Origin of the sequence: Escherichia sp. HH091_1A, assembly GCF_030295175.1 — a bacterium.
Lineage (GTDB): Bacteria > Pseudomonadota > Gammaproteobacteria > Enterobacterales > Enterobacteriaceae > Escherichia > Escherichia coli_F.
Map to the genome: position 1 here is coordinate 2,016,997 of NZ_AP025747.1, position 16,424 is coordinate 2,033,420.

The 16,424-nt window shown below is 50.4% G+C and carries 19 protein-coding genes; 10 read left to right on the forward strand and 9 right to left on the reverse strand.

Features of this window, described 5'->3' with window-relative positions:
- Window positions 1-3: 3 nt before the first annotated feature.
- The 5 genes from rsxG (at window position 4) to gstA (ending at window position 4,782) form a co-directional block, all read left to right on the forward strand.
- The gene (gene rsxG / locus QUF14_RS10020; RefSeq protein WP_000920799.1) at window positions 4-624 is read left to right on the forward strand and encodes an electron transport complex subunit RsxG; all 621 of its coding nucleotides are present in this window, start codon (window positions 4-6) and stop codon (window positions 622-624) included.
- Window positions 625-627: 3 nt separating this feature from the next.
- Window positions 628-1,323, forward strand: a complete 696-nt coding sequence (gene rsxE / locus QUF14_RS10025; protein WP_100733780.1) for an electron transport complex subunit RsxE — start codon at window positions 628-630, stop codon at window positions 1,321-1,323.
- Window positions 1,323-1,958, forward strand: coding sequence for an endonuclease III (nth, locus tag QUF14_RS10030; RefSeq protein ID WP_001030334.1), 636 nt, complete (start codon window positions 1,323-1,325; stop codon window positions 1,956-1,958). The genes rsxE and nth overlap by 1 nt, the downstream gene beginning before the upstream one ends.
- Window positions 1,959-2,568: 610 nt before the next feature.
- Window positions 2,569-4,071, forward strand: a complete 1,503-nt coding sequence (gene dtpA, locus QUF14_RS10035) for a dipeptide/tripeptide permease DtpA (RefSeq protein WP_000100942.1) — start codon at window positions 2,569-2,571, stop codon at window positions 4,069-4,071.
- 105 nt (window positions 4,072-4,176) lie between these two features.
- Complete coding sequence (gene gstA / locus QUF14_RS10040) at window positions 4,177-4,782, forward strand: glutathione transferase GstA (protein WP_000765742.1); 606 nt, start codon at window positions 4,177-4,179, stop codon at window positions 4,780-4,782.
- A gap of 43 nt (window positions 4,783-4,825) precedes the next feature.
- On the opposite strand, the gene pdxY is transcribed toward gstA, so the two are convergent.
- The 5 genes from pdxY to anmK all read right to left on the reverse strand — a co-directional run bounded on the left by pdxY (window position 4,826) and on the right by anmK (window position 9,402).
- Window positions 4,826-5,686, reverse strand: a complete 861-nt coding sequence (pdxY, locus tag QUF14_RS10045; RefSeq protein ID WP_001354695.1) for a pyridoxal kinase PdxY — start codon at window positions 5,684-5,686, stop codon at window positions 4,826-4,828.
- Window positions 5,687-5,747: 61 nt separating this feature from the next.
- Entirely contained in the window at window positions 5,748-7,022 is a 1,275-nt protein-coding gene (gene tyrS / locus QUF14_RS10050) for a tyrosine--tRNA ligase (protein ID WP_001295400.1), read from the reverse strand.
- Between the two features lie 128 nt (window positions 7,023-7,150).
- A complete protein-coding gene (gene pdxH, locus QUF14_RS10055) occupies window positions 7,151-7,807 on the reverse strand; it encodes a pyridoxamine 5'-phosphate oxidase (protein WP_001282319.1) in 657 nt (218 codons plus the stop codon).
- Between the two features lie 58 nt (window positions 7,808-7,865).
- Window positions 7,866-8,195: a C-type lysozyme inhibitor gene (mliC, locus tag QUF14_RS10060; RefSeq protein ID WP_000061977.1), complete on the reverse strand. Its 330-nt coding sequence runs from the start codon at window positions 8,193-8,195 to the stop codon at window positions 7,866-7,868.
- Between the two features lie 97 nt (window positions 8,196-8,292).
- Window positions 8,293-9,402, reverse strand: coding sequence for an anhydro-N-acetylmuramic acid kinase (gene anmK, locus QUF14_RS10065; protein WP_000835073.1), 1,110 nt, complete (start codon window positions 9,400-9,402; stop codon window positions 8,293-8,295).
- Window positions 9,403-9,675: 273 nt separating this feature from the next.
- On the opposite strand from anmK, the gene slyB reads away from it, so the two are divergent.
- Window positions 9,676-10,143, forward strand: a complete 468-nt coding sequence (gene slyB, locus QUF14_RS10070) for an outer membrane lipoprotein SlyB (protein ID WP_000597196.1) — start codon at window positions 9,676-9,678, stop codon at window positions 10,141-10,143.
- Between the two features lie 46 nt (window positions 10,144-10,189).
- Here slyB and slyA read toward each other — a convergent pair whose 3' ends face one another.
- Entirely contained in the window at window positions 10,190-10,624 is a 435-nt protein-coding gene (gene slyA, locus QUF14_RS10075; RefSeq protein WP_000445640.1) for a transcriptional regulator SlyA, read from the reverse strand.
- A gap of 200 nt (window positions 10,625-10,824) precedes the next feature.
- Between slyA and QUF14_RS10080 the strand changes: the two genes are divergently transcribed.
- Genes QUF14_RS10080 through QUF14_RS10090 form a run of 3 tightly spaced genes read left to right on the forward strand, consistent with a single transcriptional unit; the run spans window position 10,825 to window position 13,933 of the window.
- Entirely contained in the window at window positions 10,825-11,061 is a 237-nt protein-coding gene (locus QUF14_RS10080) for a DUF1656 domain-containing protein (protein ID WP_000670999.1), read from the forward strand.
- Window positions 11,062-11,063: 2 nt separating this feature from the next.
- Window positions 11,064-11,921, forward strand: a complete 858-nt coding sequence (locus tag QUF14_RS10085) for an efflux RND transporter periplasmic adaptor subunit (RefSeq protein WP_024212231.1) — start codon at window positions 11,064-11,066, stop codon at window positions 11,919-11,921.
- Window positions 11,921-13,933, forward strand: coding sequence for an FUSC family protein (locus tag QUF14_RS10090; RefSeq protein WP_100733781.1), 2,013 nt, complete (start codon window positions 11,921-11,923; stop codon window positions 13,931-13,933). The genes QUF14_RS10085 and QUF14_RS10090 overlap by 1 nt, the downstream gene beginning before the upstream one ends.
- Here QUF14_RS10090 and sodC read toward each other — a convergent pair whose 3' ends face one another.
- From sodC to QUF14_RS10105, 3 genes are all read right to left on the reverse strand, one after another.
- Window positions 13,934-14,455 carry a superoxide dismutase [Cu-Zn] SodC gene (gene sodC / locus QUF14_RS10095; RefSeq protein WP_001353183.1) on the reverse strand — a complete coding sequence of 174 codons (522 nt, stop codon included), beginning with the start codon at window positions 14,453-14,455 and terminating at the stop codon, window positions 13,934-13,936.
- An 80-nt stretch (window positions 14,456-14,535) separates the two neighbouring features.
- The gene (locus QUF14_RS10100) at window positions 14,536-15,432 is read right to left on the reverse strand and encodes an aldo/keto reductase (RefSeq protein ID WP_000250656.1); all 897 of its coding nucleotides are present in this window, start codon (window positions 15,430-15,432) and stop codon (window positions 14,536-14,538) included.
- A 48-nt stretch (window positions 15,433-15,480) separates the two neighbouring features.
- Complete coding sequence (locus tag QUF14_RS10105; RefSeq protein WP_001354696.1) at window positions 15,481-15,720, reverse strand: DUF1289 domain-containing protein; 240 nt, start codon at window positions 15,718-15,720, stop codon at window positions 15,481-15,483.
- 102 nt (window positions 15,721-15,822) lie between these two features.
- Here QUF14_RS10105 and nemR point away from each other — a divergent pair, with 102 nt between their 5' ends.
- The gene (nemR, locus tag QUF14_RS10110; protein WP_001032937.1) at window positions 15,823-16,422 is read left to right on the forward strand and encodes a DNA-binding transcriptional regulator NemR; all 600 of its coding nucleotides are present in this window, start codon (window positions 15,823-15,825) and stop codon (window positions 16,420-16,422) included.
- Window positions 16,423-16,424: the final 2 nt, after the last annotated feature.

The window sequence follows — 16,424 nt, forward strand, 5'->3', positions numbered from 1 at the left end:
ACCATGCTGAAAACTATCCGAAAACACGGCATTACACTGGCACTATTTGCAGCGGGTTCAACAGGGTTAACTGCGGCCATCAACCAGATGACCAAAACGACGATTGCTGAACAGGCCAGTCTGCAACAAAAGGCGTTATTTGATCAGGTGCTGCCAGCCGAACGCTATAACAATGCGCTGGCACAGAGTTGCTATCTGGTAACTGCGCCAGAGTTAGGTAAAGGTGAGCATCGGGTTTACATCGCCAAACAGGATGACAAACCGGTAGCCGCCGTTCTGGAAACAACCGCGCCAGATGGCTATTCCGGTGCGATTCAGCTGCTGGTGGGAGCCGATTTTAACGGCACGGTACTTGGCACGCGCGTGACAGAGCACCACGAAACGCCAGGGCTTGGCGATAAAATCGAACTGCGCCTTTCTGACTGGATCACCCATTTTGCGGGTAAAAAAATCAGTGGTGCGGATGATGCGCACTGGGCGGTGAAGAAAGATGGTGGTGATTTCGACCAGTTCACCGGCGCTACGATTACTCCCCGCGCGGTGGTTAATGCGGTAAAACGCGCCGGATTGTACGCTCAGACGTTACCGTCACAACTTTCTCAACTTCCTGCCTGTGGAGAATAAACCGTGAGCGAAATTAAAGACGTTATTGTTCAGGGGTTGTGGAAAAACAACTCTGCGCTGGTCCAGCTGCTCGGCCTCTGTCCGCTATTGGCGGTCACGTCCACTGCCACTAACGCTCTGGGTTTAGGACTTGCGACTACGCTGGTACTGACGCTGACCAACTTGACCATTTCGACGCTGCGTCACTGGACGCCAGCCGAGATCCGCATTCCCATTTACGTGATGATCATCGCCTCGGTGGTCAGCGCTGTACAGATGCTGATCAACGCCTACGCCTTTGGTCTGTATCAATCGTTAGGGATTTTTATTCCGCTGATTGTCACTAACTGTATCGTTGTGGGCCGCGCTGAAGCCTTCGCTGCTAAAAAAGGTCCGGCACTTTCGGCACTGGATGGTTTTTCAATTGGTATGGGCGCAACCTGCGCCATGTTCGTGCTGGGTTCACTACGCGAAATAATCGGCAATGGCACGTTGTTTGACGGTGCAGATGCGCTGTTAGGTAGCTGGGCAAAAGTATTACGCGTGGAGATTTTCCACACCGACTCCCCTTTCCTGCTGGCGATGCTGCCACCAGGTGCATTTATTGGCCTGGGACTGATGCTGGCAGGGAAATACCTGATTGATGAAAGAATGAAAAAGAGCCGTACTGAAGCAGCTGCCGAACGTGCATTGCCAAACGGTGAAACAGGGAATGTCTGATGAACAAAGCAAAACGCCTGGAGATCCTCACTCGCCTGCGTGAGAACAATCCTCATCCCACCACCGAGCTTAATTTCAGTTCGCCTTTTGAATTGCTGATTGCCGTACTACTTTCCGCTCAGGCGACCGATGTCAGTGTTAATAAGGCGACGGCGAAACTCTACCCGGTGGCTAATACGCCTGCAGCGATGCTTGAGCTGGGCGTCGAAGGGGTGAAAAGCTATATCAAAACTATTGGCCTTTATAACAGCAAAGCAGAAAATATCATTAAGACCTGCCGTATCTTACTGGAACAGCATAACGGCGAGGTTCCGGAAGATCGAGCTGCACTTGAAGCCCTGCCTGGTGTAGGTCGTAAAACAGCCAACGTCGTATTAAACACTGCATTCGGCTGGCCGACTATTGCTGTCGACACGCACATTTTCCGCGTTTGTAATCGTACTCAATTTGCGCCGGGGAAAAACGTCGAACAGGTAGAAGAAAAGCTACTGAAAGTGGTTCCGGCAGAGTTTAAAGTCGACTGCCACCATTGGTTGATCCTGCACGGGCGTTATACCTGTATTGCCCGCAAGCCTCGCTGTGGCTCTTGTATTATTGAAGATCTTTGTGAATACAAAGAGAAAGTTGACATCTGAAGAAAAGGGGTAACACCGATTACCCCATTGATAACCTTTCTTTATCCTCTTTTAAAACATCTTTTTAACGTCAATGATGCCATTGCTTAGCGTTATCATCAGGTAATCCGTTTGCGGATAACCAAAAATGCAGGTTAATTGTTTTTTTAATAGCGAAATTTTCTATTCATTCGTGATCAAGATCACGATGCTGTGGCAATGTAAAAACATTGCAAGAACTAGGTTAAAATCATTTAAATTTACACACGCAACAAATATTGACCTACAAAACATTACACTGGCTATTTTTCTCAAACTGGACTATATCACTAGGAAAAACGCTAAATAGCAGAACATATCGCCGTTAAGCCATCATCCCCCTCTCAGGGTAGTGAAAAAATCTGCCGTTACGTTTTTTGAAAAATTTAACGCTGGATAACATTTCCCTGAATGGTTGAATTCCCCGCCTCAGTTATATGTAACAGATTATTACAAAGGACTTGTCTGAAAGTGCAAGATAGTGAACATTACCTGCCGTTTCCCCTCCCACTATAACAATTGCGCGTATGTTTTTTAGGCATAACGCGAGAAAGCACCCCCGTTAATATGGGATGTAAAAAAAGAGGTAAAAGTGTCCACTGCAAACCAAAAACCAACTGAAAGCGTCAGTTTGAACGCTTTCAAACAACCGAAGGCGTTCTATCTCATCTTCTCGATTGAGTTATGGGAACGTTTTGGTTATTACGGCCTACAAGGAATTATGGCTGTTTACCTGGTTAAACAACTGGGTATGTCTGAAGCGGATTCAATCACCCTTTTCTCTTCCTTTAGTGCCCTGGTTTATGGTCTGGTCGCTATCGGCGGCTGGTTAGGTGACAAGGTACTGGGTACTAAACGCGTAATTATGCTTGGCGCTATTGTGCTGGCGATTGGTTATGCTCTGGTTGCCTGGTCTGGTCACGACGCCGGTATCGTTTATATGGGTATGGCGGCTATTGCGGTCGGTAACGGCCTGTTTAAAGCTAACCCGTCTTCTCTGCTTTCTACATGCTATGAGAAAAACGACCCGCGTCTGGACGGTGCATTCACCATGTACTACATGTCCGTCAACATCGGCTCTTTCTTCTCTATGATCGCCACCCCGTGGCTGGCCGCGAAATACGGCTGGAGTGTTGCGTTTGCGTTGAGCGTAGTCGGTCTGCTGATCACTATCGTTAACTTCGCCTTCTGCCAACGCTGGGTTAAACAGTACGGTTCAAAACCAGACTTCGAGCCTATCAACTACCGTAACCTGCTGCTGACCATTATTGGTGTTGTGGCACTGATCGCTATCGCCACCTGGCTGCTGCACAATCAGGAAGTTGCGCGTATGGCGCTGGGCGTTGTTGCCTTTGGTATCGTGGTTATCTTCGGTAAAGAAGCCTTCGCAATGAAAGGTGCTGCGCGTCGTAAAATGATCGTTGCCTTCATCCTGATGCTCGAAGCCATTATCTTCTTCGTGCTGTACAGCCAGATGCCAACGTCACTGAACTTCTTTGCGATTCGTAACGTTGAACACACCATTCTGGGCCTGGCCGTAGAACCTGAGCAGTATCAGGCACTGAACCCGTTCTGGATCATCATTGGTAGCCCGATTCTGGCCGCTATCTATAACAAGATGGGCGATACCCTGCCGATGCCAACTAAGTTTGCAATCGGTATGGTGATGTGTTCTGGTGCGTTCCTGATTCTGCCGCTGGGTGCAAAATTCGCGTCTGACGCAGGTATCGTGTCTGTAAGCTGGCTGGTCGCAAGCTATGGCCTGCAGAGTATCGGGGAACTGATGATCTCTGGTCTGGGTCTGGCAATGGTTGCACAACTCGTTCCGCAGCGTCTGATGGGCTTCATTATGGGTAGCTGGTTCCTGACCACTGCCGGTGCAAACCTGATTGGTGGTTATGTTGCGGGTATGATGGCTGTGCCGGATAACGTTACCGATCCACTGATGTCACTGGAAGTCTATGGTCGCGTATTCTTGCAGATTGGTGTCGCTACTGCCGTTATTGCAGTACTGATGCTGCTGACCGCGCCGAAACTGCACCGCATGACGCAGGATGACGCTGCAGACAAAGCGGCGAAAGCTGCTGTAGCGTAAAATTCAGGGAAACTCTTTTACAAGCCGCTAACTTTTCGTTAGCGGCTTTTTTTTTGTTCAGCAACGCACTACCATACTTTAAACCACAGACAAAAGGAGTTACCGATGAAATTGTTCTACAAACCGGGCGCCTGCTCTCTCGCTTCCCATATCACCCTGCGTGAGAGCGGAAAGGATTTTACGCTCGTCAGTGTGGATTTAATGAAAAAACGTCTCGAAAACGGTGACGATTACTTTGCCGTTAACCCTAAGGGACAGGTGCCTGCATTGCTGCTGGACGATGGTACTTTGCTGACGGAAGGCGTAGCAATTATGCAGTATCTTGCCGACAGCGTCCCCGACCGCCAGTTGCTGGCACCGGTAAACAGTATTTCCCGCTATAAAACCATCGAATGGCTGAATTACATCGCCACCGAGCTGCATAAAGGTTTCACGCCTCTGTTTCGCCCTGATACACCGGAAGAGTACAAACCGACAGTTCGCGCGCAGCTGGAGAAGAAGCTGCAATATGTGAACGATGCACTGAAGGATGAGCACTGGATCTGCGGGCAACGATTTACAATTGCTGATGCCTATCTGTTTACGGTTCTGCGCTGGGCATACGCGGTGAAACTGAATCTGGAAGGTTTAGAGCACATCGCGGCATTTATGCAACGTATGGCTGAACGTCCGGAAGTACAAGACGCGCTGTCAGCGGAAGGCTTAAAGTAATAGCCATCGGCCCACAGGTCGTTGTGGGCCGAAATGAGATATTTCAGAGCTTTGTTGCGCTGAAATAATGTTCTGGTTTGGCAATACGATCCTGAGCAGCAACCACCTGCAGCTCATATTCCTGCATTGCTTTGGTGGTCACCATGATTTCGTATACCGCAGCGGTCACATGTTCCAGGGCCTCCTGCAACGTTGCCCCCTGAAGCAGTTTCACCAGCAGTAAACCGCTCGTCACATCACCGACACCTACCGGTTGGCGCATACCAAAATCCACCAACGGACGGCTGATATGCCAGGCTTCATCGGCGGTAACCAGCAGCATTTCAAAACGGTCACGGCTGTAGCCAGCCCGCGCCAGGTGTTTAACCAACACAATTTGTGGCCCTTGCGCAATGAGTTCACGCGCTGCCAGAACCGCTTCTTCGACGTTATTTACCGGATGCTCACAGAGTATCTCCAGCTCAACCAGATTCGGCGCAATGATATCGCTGGCAGGCAAACCGTGACGCACATGAAACTCTGCGACACCCGGTGCAACGATACAGCCTTTTTCCGGATGACCCATTACCGGATCGCAAAAATATTTCGCCTGCGGATTCGCTGCTTTCACCTGACGAACGATACCGAGGATATGTTCACCCTGCTCCGCCGAACCCAGATAGCCACTTAATACGGCATCACAGGTGTGTAATTTATCAATGGCGGCAATGCCTTGCACAATTTCGGTTAAATGGCTGGGCTGCATCACGCAGCCAGTCCATTTGCCGTATTGAGTGTGATTAGAAAATTGAACGGTGTTCAACGGCCAGACGTTCGCGCCCAGGCGGCGCATCGGAAACTCTGCCGCACTGTTACCCGCATGACCATAAACAACGTGAGACTGGATAGCGAGAATATTTTTCATCATGTTCCCTGTATAAAAACCAGGGGGAGTGATTTCTCACTCCCCCTTTCCACTTAATGCATTATTTCCAGCAAATCAGACAATAATTCTTTTTGCCACGACGCAGTAAGGTAAAACGACCAAACAGACGATCTTCTTCTTTAAAGAAGTATTCAGGATCAGACTGTTTTTCACCGTTAATGGTGATGGCATTGGAGGCGATAGTTTTGCGCGCCTGACCACGGGAAGGTTGCAGTTCGGAATCGACCAGCGCCTGCATCAGGTCTGCACCTTTTTCCATCTCAACCATCGGTACGCCGTCCTGCGCCAGCTGTTCGAAGTCCGCTTCACTCAGCGCACTCAAGGAACCACTGAACAGACATTCGGTAATACGTTTTGCTGCCTGCAAACCTTCTTCACCGTGCACCAAACGTGTCACCTGCTCCGCCAGAACATACTGAGCGCGCGGAGCTTTACCGCTGTTTTTATCTTCTTCTTCGAGGGCATTGATCTCTTCAATGCTCATGAAGGTGAAGAACTTCAGGAAGCGGTAAACGTCCGCATCCGCAGTGTTGATCCAGAACTGGTAGAATTTGTACGGGCTGGTTTTCTTCGGATCCAACCAGACTGCGCCGCCTTCAGTTTTACCAAATTTGGTGCCGTCTGCTTTGGTGATCAGCGGAACGGTCAGGCCAAACACCTGATTCTGATGCAGACGACGGGTCAGGTCGATACCAGAAGTGATGTTACCCCACTGGTCAGAACCCCCGATTTGCAGCACGACACCGTACTGTTTGTTCAGACAGGCGAAGTCATAACCCTGCAACAGGTTGTAGGAAAACTCGGTGAACGAAATCCCCTGATCTTCACGGTTGAGACGCTGCTTAACCGCTTCTTTGTTGATCATCTGGTTGACGGAGAAGTGTTTGCCAATATCGCGCAGGAAGGTCAACACATTCATATTGCCGAACCAGTCATAGTTGTTCGCCGCGATAGCAGAGTTTTCTCCACAGTCGAAATCGAGGAACGGGGCAACCTGCTTGCGGATTTTGTCCACCCACTCCTGAACAGTTTCTTCGGTGTTCAGCTTACGCTCGGCAGCTTTGAAGCTCGGGTCGCCAATCAGACCCGTCGCGCCGCCTACCAGCGCAACCGGCTTGTGGCCCGCCTGCTGGAAGCGTTTCAGGCATAACAATGGAACAAGATGCCCCAAATGCAAGCTGTCAGCGGTAGGATCGAAGCCGCAATAGAGCGCGATCGGGCCTTGCGCCAGTCGCTCTGCTAACGCTTCCTCGTCCGTCACCTGGGCTACCAGCCCCCGCTCTTGCAATTGTTTAATCAAGTTACTGCTTGCCATCAAAATCTCCATGTATATAACGACTGCACCTTTGCCGGTACACGACTTTTCGCCAGATGCGAAAGAGACATAGAATAAAGTGCCAGAATCAGGAGTACCAGCGATTAAAGCAAGATTTTTGCATCTTTTCAGGGGGCAAGACGATCAATCTTCCACGCATCATTTTCACGCTGGTACAAAAAGCGGTCATGCAGGCGATGCTCACCGCCCTGCCAGAACTCAATCTGTTCAAGGCTGACGCGAAAACCGCCCCAAAAACTCGGCAATGGCACTTCGCCCTGTTGAAACTTCTGCTTCAGCTCCAGGAATTTACTTTCAAGGATACCGCGGGCAGAAATGCGACTGGACTGCTTCGAAACCCATGCACCAATCTGGCTATCACGGGGGCGACTATGAAAATATTTCATCACTTCGAGAGTCGAAAGTCGTTCCGCTTTACCGATCACCATCACCTGGCGCTCAAGGGTATGCCACGGGAACAGCAGGCTAACGCGCGGATTATTTTCGATTTGATGAGCTTTACGGCTGCCGAGGTTGGTGTAAAACACCATGCCTTTTTCGTCGTAATGTTTGAGTAAAACGATGCGCTGATAAGGCTGACCATGTTCATCCACGGTAGCGACCACCATCGCGGTAGGGTCCGCCAGTTTGGCTTCACACGCCTGAGAGAGCCAGCGTTCAAAAAGGGTTAATGGATCGGCGGGAAGATCGCGGCGGCGTAATCCGCCTTTGGTGTATTCACGGCGCAGATGCGCGATTTGCTGCAATTCGTCGTTATCAGACATGGTTTTCTTTACGGATTGTCAGTGGGTGACGCTATTGTGCGCCGCCCCTGGAAAAATCTCAACGCTGTGGATTTTGTAACTGACAGTTATTCAAGACGATGCGGTCGCGTTTATAGACAGTCGCTTCCTCGCCTTTCGACCATAAAACATAGATCCCGTCGGTGTAACGTGCACCAGACGCAGAAATGCCCTGTTTGAGATGCAGTAGTTGATTATCGTAAACAAAACTGACTTCCTGGCGCGGATTATTCAGTTTGACCGTCAACGGTTTTTCATCACACTGGTATTCCAGCGTATCAGTTTGCATGCGCTCAACCAGTTGATTGAACGCGCTACAGCCGGTGAGAAGGACCGGCAAACAGATCAGTAACAGTTTTTTCATAGACATATCCCGAAGACTTTCCTGGTCTGGAGGGCAATACGCCCTCCCTAACGTTCCAAGTGTAACGGCAGACGCGGTAAGAAAAATTCAGTTAACTCTGATATCACGGGTTAGCGGGGAAAATAGCCCCCAGTACCGTCTCCTGGCTTGCGCCAGTGACGGAAGGCAGATTTCCTGGTAATCCCGCCAGCGTCCGCCAGGCAAGCCAGGCGAAAGCCAATGCTTCCATGTCATCGCCACTAATGCCAACGGCATCGGTGGTGGTGACTTCTCTGCCTGGCAGTAATGCCGCCAGACGCGCCATGAGTAGCGGATTACGACTTCCTCCACCACATACCATCAATCGTTCGCAGCCACCGCTCAACAAAACTTGTTCAGAAATGGTCACGGCGGTGAGTTCTGCCAGTGTCGCCTGTACATCTCGGGGATCAACACCCGGAAAATGGCGCAAATGGCGCTCCAGCCAGCCGTAGTTAAAGTATTCGCGTCCGGTGCTTTTCGGTGCGGGTTGCGAGAAATATGGGTCGCTGAGCATATTTTGCAGCAGTGGGAGAATGACTTTACCCGCCCGTGCCCACTCGGCATCTTTATCGTAAGGTTTACCTGCCTGACGCCAGATCCAGGCATCCATCAGCATGTTACCAGGGCCGGTATCGTAGCCCCCTACCGGCTGCCCAGGAATGAGCAGTGACAGATTGGCGATGCCACCAATATTGAGCACCATTCGTCGCTCGGTTGGGTGGGCCAGCAGCGCATGATGGAACGCAGGTACCAGCGGTGCGCCTTGTCCTCCCAAGGCAATATCGCGACGGCGAAAATCACCGACAACCGTAATTCCGGTGCGTGCCACAATTTGATTGTTATCGCCAATCTGTAAAGTGTGTGGTGCCACGCCCGTCGGTTCATGCCAGACGGTTTGACCGTGACAGCCGATCGCAACGATATCTCTCGCCTGCAGGTTTTGTTCCTTAAGCAAGGCATTGACCGCATCAGCAAAAAGTCGCCCGAGTTGAGTATCAAGCTGTCCAAACTGCGAAAGTGTAAGCTGCTGGCCCTGGCAAATATCCAGTACAGCCTGTTTCAGAGACACCGGGATCGGCCAGCTCAAACTTGCCAGCTGTGCGACCCGGTGTTCATCAATTGTCGCCAACACAACATCAACACCATCAAGGCTGGTGCCTGACATAACGCCAATAAAGCGGCCCGATTTCATAGTTCATCCTTTTTCAATCTGACGTTTGCGCACCACTCAAACATAAACTTTTCGTGAATACTATGCGGAATGACCGATTTTTACCGTTGGTAGTAAAACATTATCTTCAAATCAATAATCATCATGAATGTTTTGTTTATAATTGGTTGATCCTACTTTCATTATGATTTGCTCATATTTGGTAGAACATGTAACCATGGATTCACATATGCCATATACTTTGACCATGAGGGATGCTTGCGTGGCGTTTCATGGTGAACAGGAGATTTTTCAATGATTAAACGCGTATTGGTTGTTTCAATGGTAGGTCTGTCTCTTGTCGGTTGTGTTAATAACGACACCCTGTCAGGGGATGTTTATACCGCTTCTGAAGCGAAACAAGTACAGAATGTCAGCTATGGCACCATCGTTAACGTACGTCCGGTACAGATTCAGGGCGGTGATGATTCCAACGTTATCGGCGCAATTGGCGGTGCTGTTCTTGGTGGTTTCCTGGGGAATACTGTTGGTGGCGGAACCGGGCGTTCTCTGGCTACTGCAGCAGGCGCTGTTGCAGGTGGCGTAGCCGGTCAGGGCGTACAGAGTGCAATGAACAAAACGCAGGGTGTCGAGCTGGAAATTCGTAAAGACGATGGTAATACCATCATGGTGGTACAGAAACAAGGCAACACTCGTTTCTCTCCGGGCCAACGTGTCGTACTGGCCAGCAATGGCAGTCAGGTGACCGTTTCCCCGCGCTAAATAAGTTTGCGTGTGGTCAGGTTACTGACCACACGCCCCCTTTATTTCACCCTTTGGCCTGTAACTCAATGATATTATGCTCAAGTTTTGCGATGAGCTTAATCAGTTGTTCCAGTTCCTCTGCGGAGATGCCATGTAAAATTTCCGCGCGGGTTTTGTTAATAACAGCTTCCATTTCGCTGATCAGCGGCTCTGCCTTTTCCGTCAGTTTAATACGTTTAGCCCGACGATCGCTGGCACAAGTTTGACGCGAAATTAACCCTTTTTCTTCCAGTTGGTCCAGAGTACGGACCAGTGATGGCTGCTCGATGCCAATCGCTTTTGCCAGTTGAATTTGCGACTGGTCTGGAGGTAACTGATGGATATTGTGTAACGTAACCCAATGGGTTTGTGTTAACTCCAGCGGTTTCAGGCGATGGTCTATCAGAGCACGCCATATGCGCACCAACCGTGCCAGATCAGAACCTAGTGGCGATTCCAATTTCATCTCCTTATAATTAGCTTGCTAAGATATTATGCGGCTTTTAGAATAGTGTGCAGCAATTGTATTGCTAAAACAAATGTATTGCTGCATTTGGTTACCGTCAGACATACTTTTCAGAAATTGCGCGTAAATTTTTCGCACTTAAAGAATATTTATTAATCTAACGCAATATATTCGGTCGTAAAGGAATCTACTTTGTGAAGTTTATGCTCAATGCAACAGGATTGCCCTTACAAGATCTGGTGTTCGGTGCGTCCGTCTACTTTCCTCCGTTTTTCAAAGCCTTCGCGTTTGGATTCGTCATCTGGCTTGTCGTACACCGCCTGCTTCGTGGCTGGATCTACGCCGGTGACATCTGGCATCCCTTGTTAATGGATTTATCGCTGTTTGCGATTTGCGTTTGCCTTTCCCTGGCAATACTGATTGCGTGGTAACTATGTCAATTAAAACAATTAAGTATTTCTCAACAATCATTGTAGCGGTAGTTGCGGTTCTTGCCGGATGGTGGCTGTGGAATTATTACATGCAATCTCCGTGGACACGCGACGGGAAAATACGCGCAGAACAGGTTTCTATCACCCCACAGGTGTCGGGACGTATTGTTGAGCTGAATATAAAAGACAACCAGCTGGTTAACGCGGGGGATCTTCTGCTCACGATCGATAAAACGCCCTTTCAGATCGCCGAGCTGAACGCACAGGCTCAGCTGGCGAAAGCGCAATCTGACCTCGCAAAAGCCAATAACGAAGCGAATCGTCGTCGTCATCTCTCACAAAATTTTATTTCTGCCGAAGAACTCGATACCGCTAACCTCAATGTTAAAGCGATGCAGGCCAGTGTTGATGCCGCACAGGCGACGTTGAAACAGGCACAATGGCAACTGGCGCAAACGGAAATTCGCGCCCCGGTGAGCGGATGGGTGACTAATCTTACTACCCGCATCGGCGATTACGCTGACACCGGGAAACCGCTGTTTGCTCTTGTCGATAGCCACTCGTTTTACGTCATTGGTTATTTTGAAGAAACCAAGTTGCGCCATATCCGCGAAGGGGCACCAGCACAAATTACCCTTTATAGTGATAACAAAACGTTACAGGGTCACGTTTCCAGTATCGGTCGGGCGATTTATGATCAGAGCGTTGAAAGTGACTCAAGCCTTATTCCGGATGTGAAACCTAACGTCCCCTGGGTTCGCCTCGCCCAACGTGTTCCGGTCCGCTTTGCGCTGGACAAAGTCCCAGGCGATGTCACGCTGGTGTCGGGCACCACCTGTAGCATTGCCGTAGGTGAATAATGAACGCATCGTCATGGTCCTTGCGCAATTTGCCCTGGTTCAGGGCCACGCTGGCGCAATGGCGTTATGCGTTACGCAATACCATTGCCATGTGTCTGGCGCTGACGATTGCCTATTATTTGAATCTTGATGAGCCCTATTGGGCGATGACCTCGGCTGCCGTGGTTAGCTTTCCCACCGTTGGCGGTGTGATCAGCAAAAGCCTCGGACGCATCGCGGGTAGTTTGCTGGGAGCCATCGCGGCATTGCTTCTTGCCGGACATACGCTCAACGAGCCGTGGTTTTTTCTATTGAGTATGTCAGCATGGATTGGCTTTTGTACCTGGGCCTGTGCGCACTTCACGAATAACGTCGCGTATGCATTTCAACTGGCGGGCTACACGGCTTCCATCATCGCCTTTCCGATGGTTAATATTACTGAGGCCAGCCAGCTGTGGGATATCGCTCAGGCGCGCGTTTGCGAGGTGATTGTCGGTATTTTGTGCGGCGGCATGATGATGATGATCCTGCCGAGCAGTTCCGATGCTACAGCCCTTTTAACCGCATTGAAAAACATGCACGCCCGATTGCTGGAACATGCCAGTTTACTCTGGCAGCCTGAAACAACCGATGCCATTCGTGCAGCACATGAGGGGGTGATTGGGCAGATACTGACCATGAATTTGCTGCGTATCCAGGCTTTCTGGAGCCACTATCGTTTTCGCCAGCAAAACGCGCGCCTTAATGCGCTGCTCCACCAGCAATTACGTATGACCAGCGTCATTTCCAGCCTGCGACGTATGTTGCTCAACTGGCCCTCACCGCCAGGTGCCACACGAGAAATTCTCGAACAGTTGCTGACGGCGCTCGCCAGTTCGCAAACAGATGTTTACACCGTCGCACGTATTATTGCCCCGCTACGCCCGACCAACGTCGCCGACTACCGGCACGTCGCCTTCTGGCAGCGACTACGCTATTTTTGCCATCTTTATCTGCAAAGCAGTCAGGAATTACATCGTCTGCAAAGCGGCGTAGATGATCATGCCAAACTCCCACGGACATCCGGCCTGGCACGTCATACCGATAACGCCGAAGCTATGTGGAGCGGACTACGAACATTTTGTACATTGATGATAATTGGCGCATGGAGTATCGCTTCACAATGGGATGCCGGTGCCAATGCATTAACGCTGGCCGCAATTAGCTGCGTACTCTACTCCGCCGTCGCGGCACCGTTTAAGTCCTTGTCACTGCTAATGCGCACGCTAGTGTTACTTTCGCTATTTAGCTTTGCGGTCAAATTTGGCCTGATGGTTCAGATTAGCGATCTGTGGCAATTTTTACTGTTTCTCTTCCCACTACTGGCGACAATGCAGCTTCTTAAATTGCAGATGCCCAAATTTGCCGCGCTTTGGGGACAACTGATTGTATTTATGGGGTCGTTTATCGCTGTCACTAATCCTCCGGTGTATGATTTCGCTGATTTTCTTAATGATAATCTGGCAAAAATTGTTGGCGTAGCGCTGGCGTGGCTAGCGTTCGCCATTCTGCGACCTGGGTCGGATGCTCGTAAAAGCCGTCGTCATATTCGCGCACTGCGCCGGGATTTTGTCGACCAACTAAGCCGCCATCCAACACTGAGTGAAAGCGATTTTGAATCACTCACTTATCATCACGTCAGTCAGTTAAGTAACAGCCAGGATGCGCTGGCTCGCCGTTGGTTATTACGCTGGGGGGTGGTGTTGTTGAACTGTTCTCATGTTGTCTGGCAATTGCGCGAATGGGAATCGCGTTCCGATCCGTTATCGCGAGTACGGGATAACTGTATTTCATTGTTACGTGGAGTGATGAGTGAGCGTGGCGTTCAGCAAAAATCACTGGCGGCCACACTTGCAGAATTACAGCGGATTTGCGACAGCCTTGCCCGTCATCATCAACCTGCCGCCCAGGACCTGGCGGCAATTGTCTGGCGGCTGTACTGCTCGCTTTCGCAACTTGAGCAAGCACCGCCGCAAGGTACGCTGGCCTCTTAATTACTTAATTACACCGCAGGCATAGCGTTCACCGCCACCGCCCAGCGGTTTAGGTTGATCGGACATATTATCGCCACCAACGTGGATCATCAGCGCTTTATCTTTGACTTGATCCAGTGATTTCAGACGAGGCGCGATGACGGCATCGGTAGCTTTCCCGTCATTATTGACAACCAGCGCAGGCAGATCGCCTAAGTGCCCAGCACCTTCTGGCCCTTCATGTTTACCGGTATTTTGTGGATCAAGATGCCCGCCTGCGGATTCCGCCGCTGTGGCTTTGCCATCTTTGGTAGCTGGCTGGCAGCTTCCTTTGGCATGAATATGGAAGCCATGTTCACCGGGGGGTAATGCTTTCAGATCGGGCGAAAACTCCAGACCTTTATCGGTTTCAGTAATGGTGACGCTACCAATTGACTGCCCAACCCCTTGCGACGTGACGAGGTTCATCTCGACTTTTTCACTGGCAGCTTGCGCGCCGGTAGCAACAACCAGCGCCAGAATAGCCAGACTAAAACGTTTCATAGGACCTCCGTTCATTGTGCATTCCTGAATAAGTGTAAACCAGTGACACTTTTTTGAACGGCGGCTATTCCTAAAAGTGCTTACGGTACGTCGTAACCCAGTGCCGCTTTACGGATACGGAACCATTGTTGGCGAGTCATTTTCAGGGTTTCTGCTTCAACAGCTGCTCGCACGCGCTCAATTTTACCGGAGCCGATTATCGGCAGCGGCTGCGACGGTAAACGTAAAACCCAGGCGTAAACCACCTGTTCAATAGAGCCCGCGTTTAACTCCTCCGCCACCACAGCCAGTTCATCACGCAGAGGCTGGAAATAATCATCATTAAACAGACGACCACCACCAAGGCAAGACCACGCCATCGGACGAACACGCAGTTGCTGCAGTTGGTCGAGCGTGCCATCCAGCAGTAACGGCTGATGCACCGGGGATATTTCCACCTGATTAGTGGCAAGGGTAAACGGCAGGCGTGATTGCAACAGCGCAAATTGCGCAGGCGTAAAGTTCGATACGCCAAAATGGCGCACTTTGCCGCTCTGATGCAGGTGTTTAAACGCGTCCGCCACTTCATCGGCATCCATTAACGGGTCCGGGCGGTGGATCAACAGCAGATCCAGATGATCGGTCGCGAGATTAATCAGCGACTGTTCGGCGCTCTTAATGATGTGATCGCGGTCAGTAATGTAATGACCAATGACGTTTTCTTCACGCGCGGTCGTCGCGATACCGCATTTGCTGACAATTTCCATCCGTTCACGCAGATGAGGTGCCAGTTTCAGCGCCTCGCCAAACGCTGCTTCACACTGATAGCCGCCATAAATATCAGCGTGGTCCACGGTAGTTACGCCGAGATCCAGATGCTCTTCAATAAAGCTGACCAGCTGGCGGGCGGACATATTCCAGTCCATCAATCGCCAGTAGCCCATCACAAAACGGGAAAACTCCGGGCCTTGCGGCGCAATAGTAATACGCTGAACCATAATCGCTTCCTCTTATCAGATATGAGAGGAGTATACGCAAGATTAGGCTCAAAAGAGTGATGGTTGCTCCGGTTCGTCTGATGACGCTGGCTTAATTGCACGTAATTTGCGCATTAATCGCTGCCGACAAAGGCGCAGCACCTCTTGTTTTTCGCCATCGCTCATTTTATTCCAGTTAAAACGCTCATCCCGACTACGAAAACAGCCGCGACAAAATCCGCGTTCGTCAGACTGGCAAATTCCCCGGCACGGGCTCTGGACGGGAAAGAACTCTAATTGCTCCGCCACCTCGCCCTCCTCATATAAGATTATTACCATTATTGAAGCTGTTAATGCCCAAAGTAGCAACTTTGCTTGCACTAGACCGACTGGTCTACTACACTCCAACACATGAACAAACACACCGAACATGATACTCGCGAACATCTCCTGGCGACGGGCGAGCAACTTTGCCTGCAACGTGGATTCACCGGGATGGGGCTAAGCGAATTACTAAAAACGGCTGAAGTGCCGAAAGGGTCCTTCTATCACTACTTTCGCTCTAAAGAAGCGTTTGGCGTTGCCATGCTTGAGCGCCATTACGCCGCATATCACCAGCGACTGACGGAGTTGCTGCAATCCGGCGAAGGTAACTACCGCGACCGCATACTGGCTTATTACCAGCAAACACTGAACCAGTTTTGCCAACATGGAACCATCAGTGGTTGCCTGACAGTAAAACTCTCTGCCGAAGTGTGCGATCTGTCAGAAGATATGCGCAGCGCGATGGATAAAGGGGCTCGCGGCGTAATCGCCCTGCTCTCTCAGGCGCTGGAAAATGGCCGTGAGAACCATTGTTTAACCTTTTGTGGCGAACCGCTGCAACAGGCACAAGTGCTTTACGCACTGTGGCTTGGCGCGAATTTGCAGGCCAAAATTTCGCGCAGTTTCGAGCCACTGGAAAACGCGCTGGCCCATGTAAAAACCATTATTGCGACGCCTGCCGTTTAGCA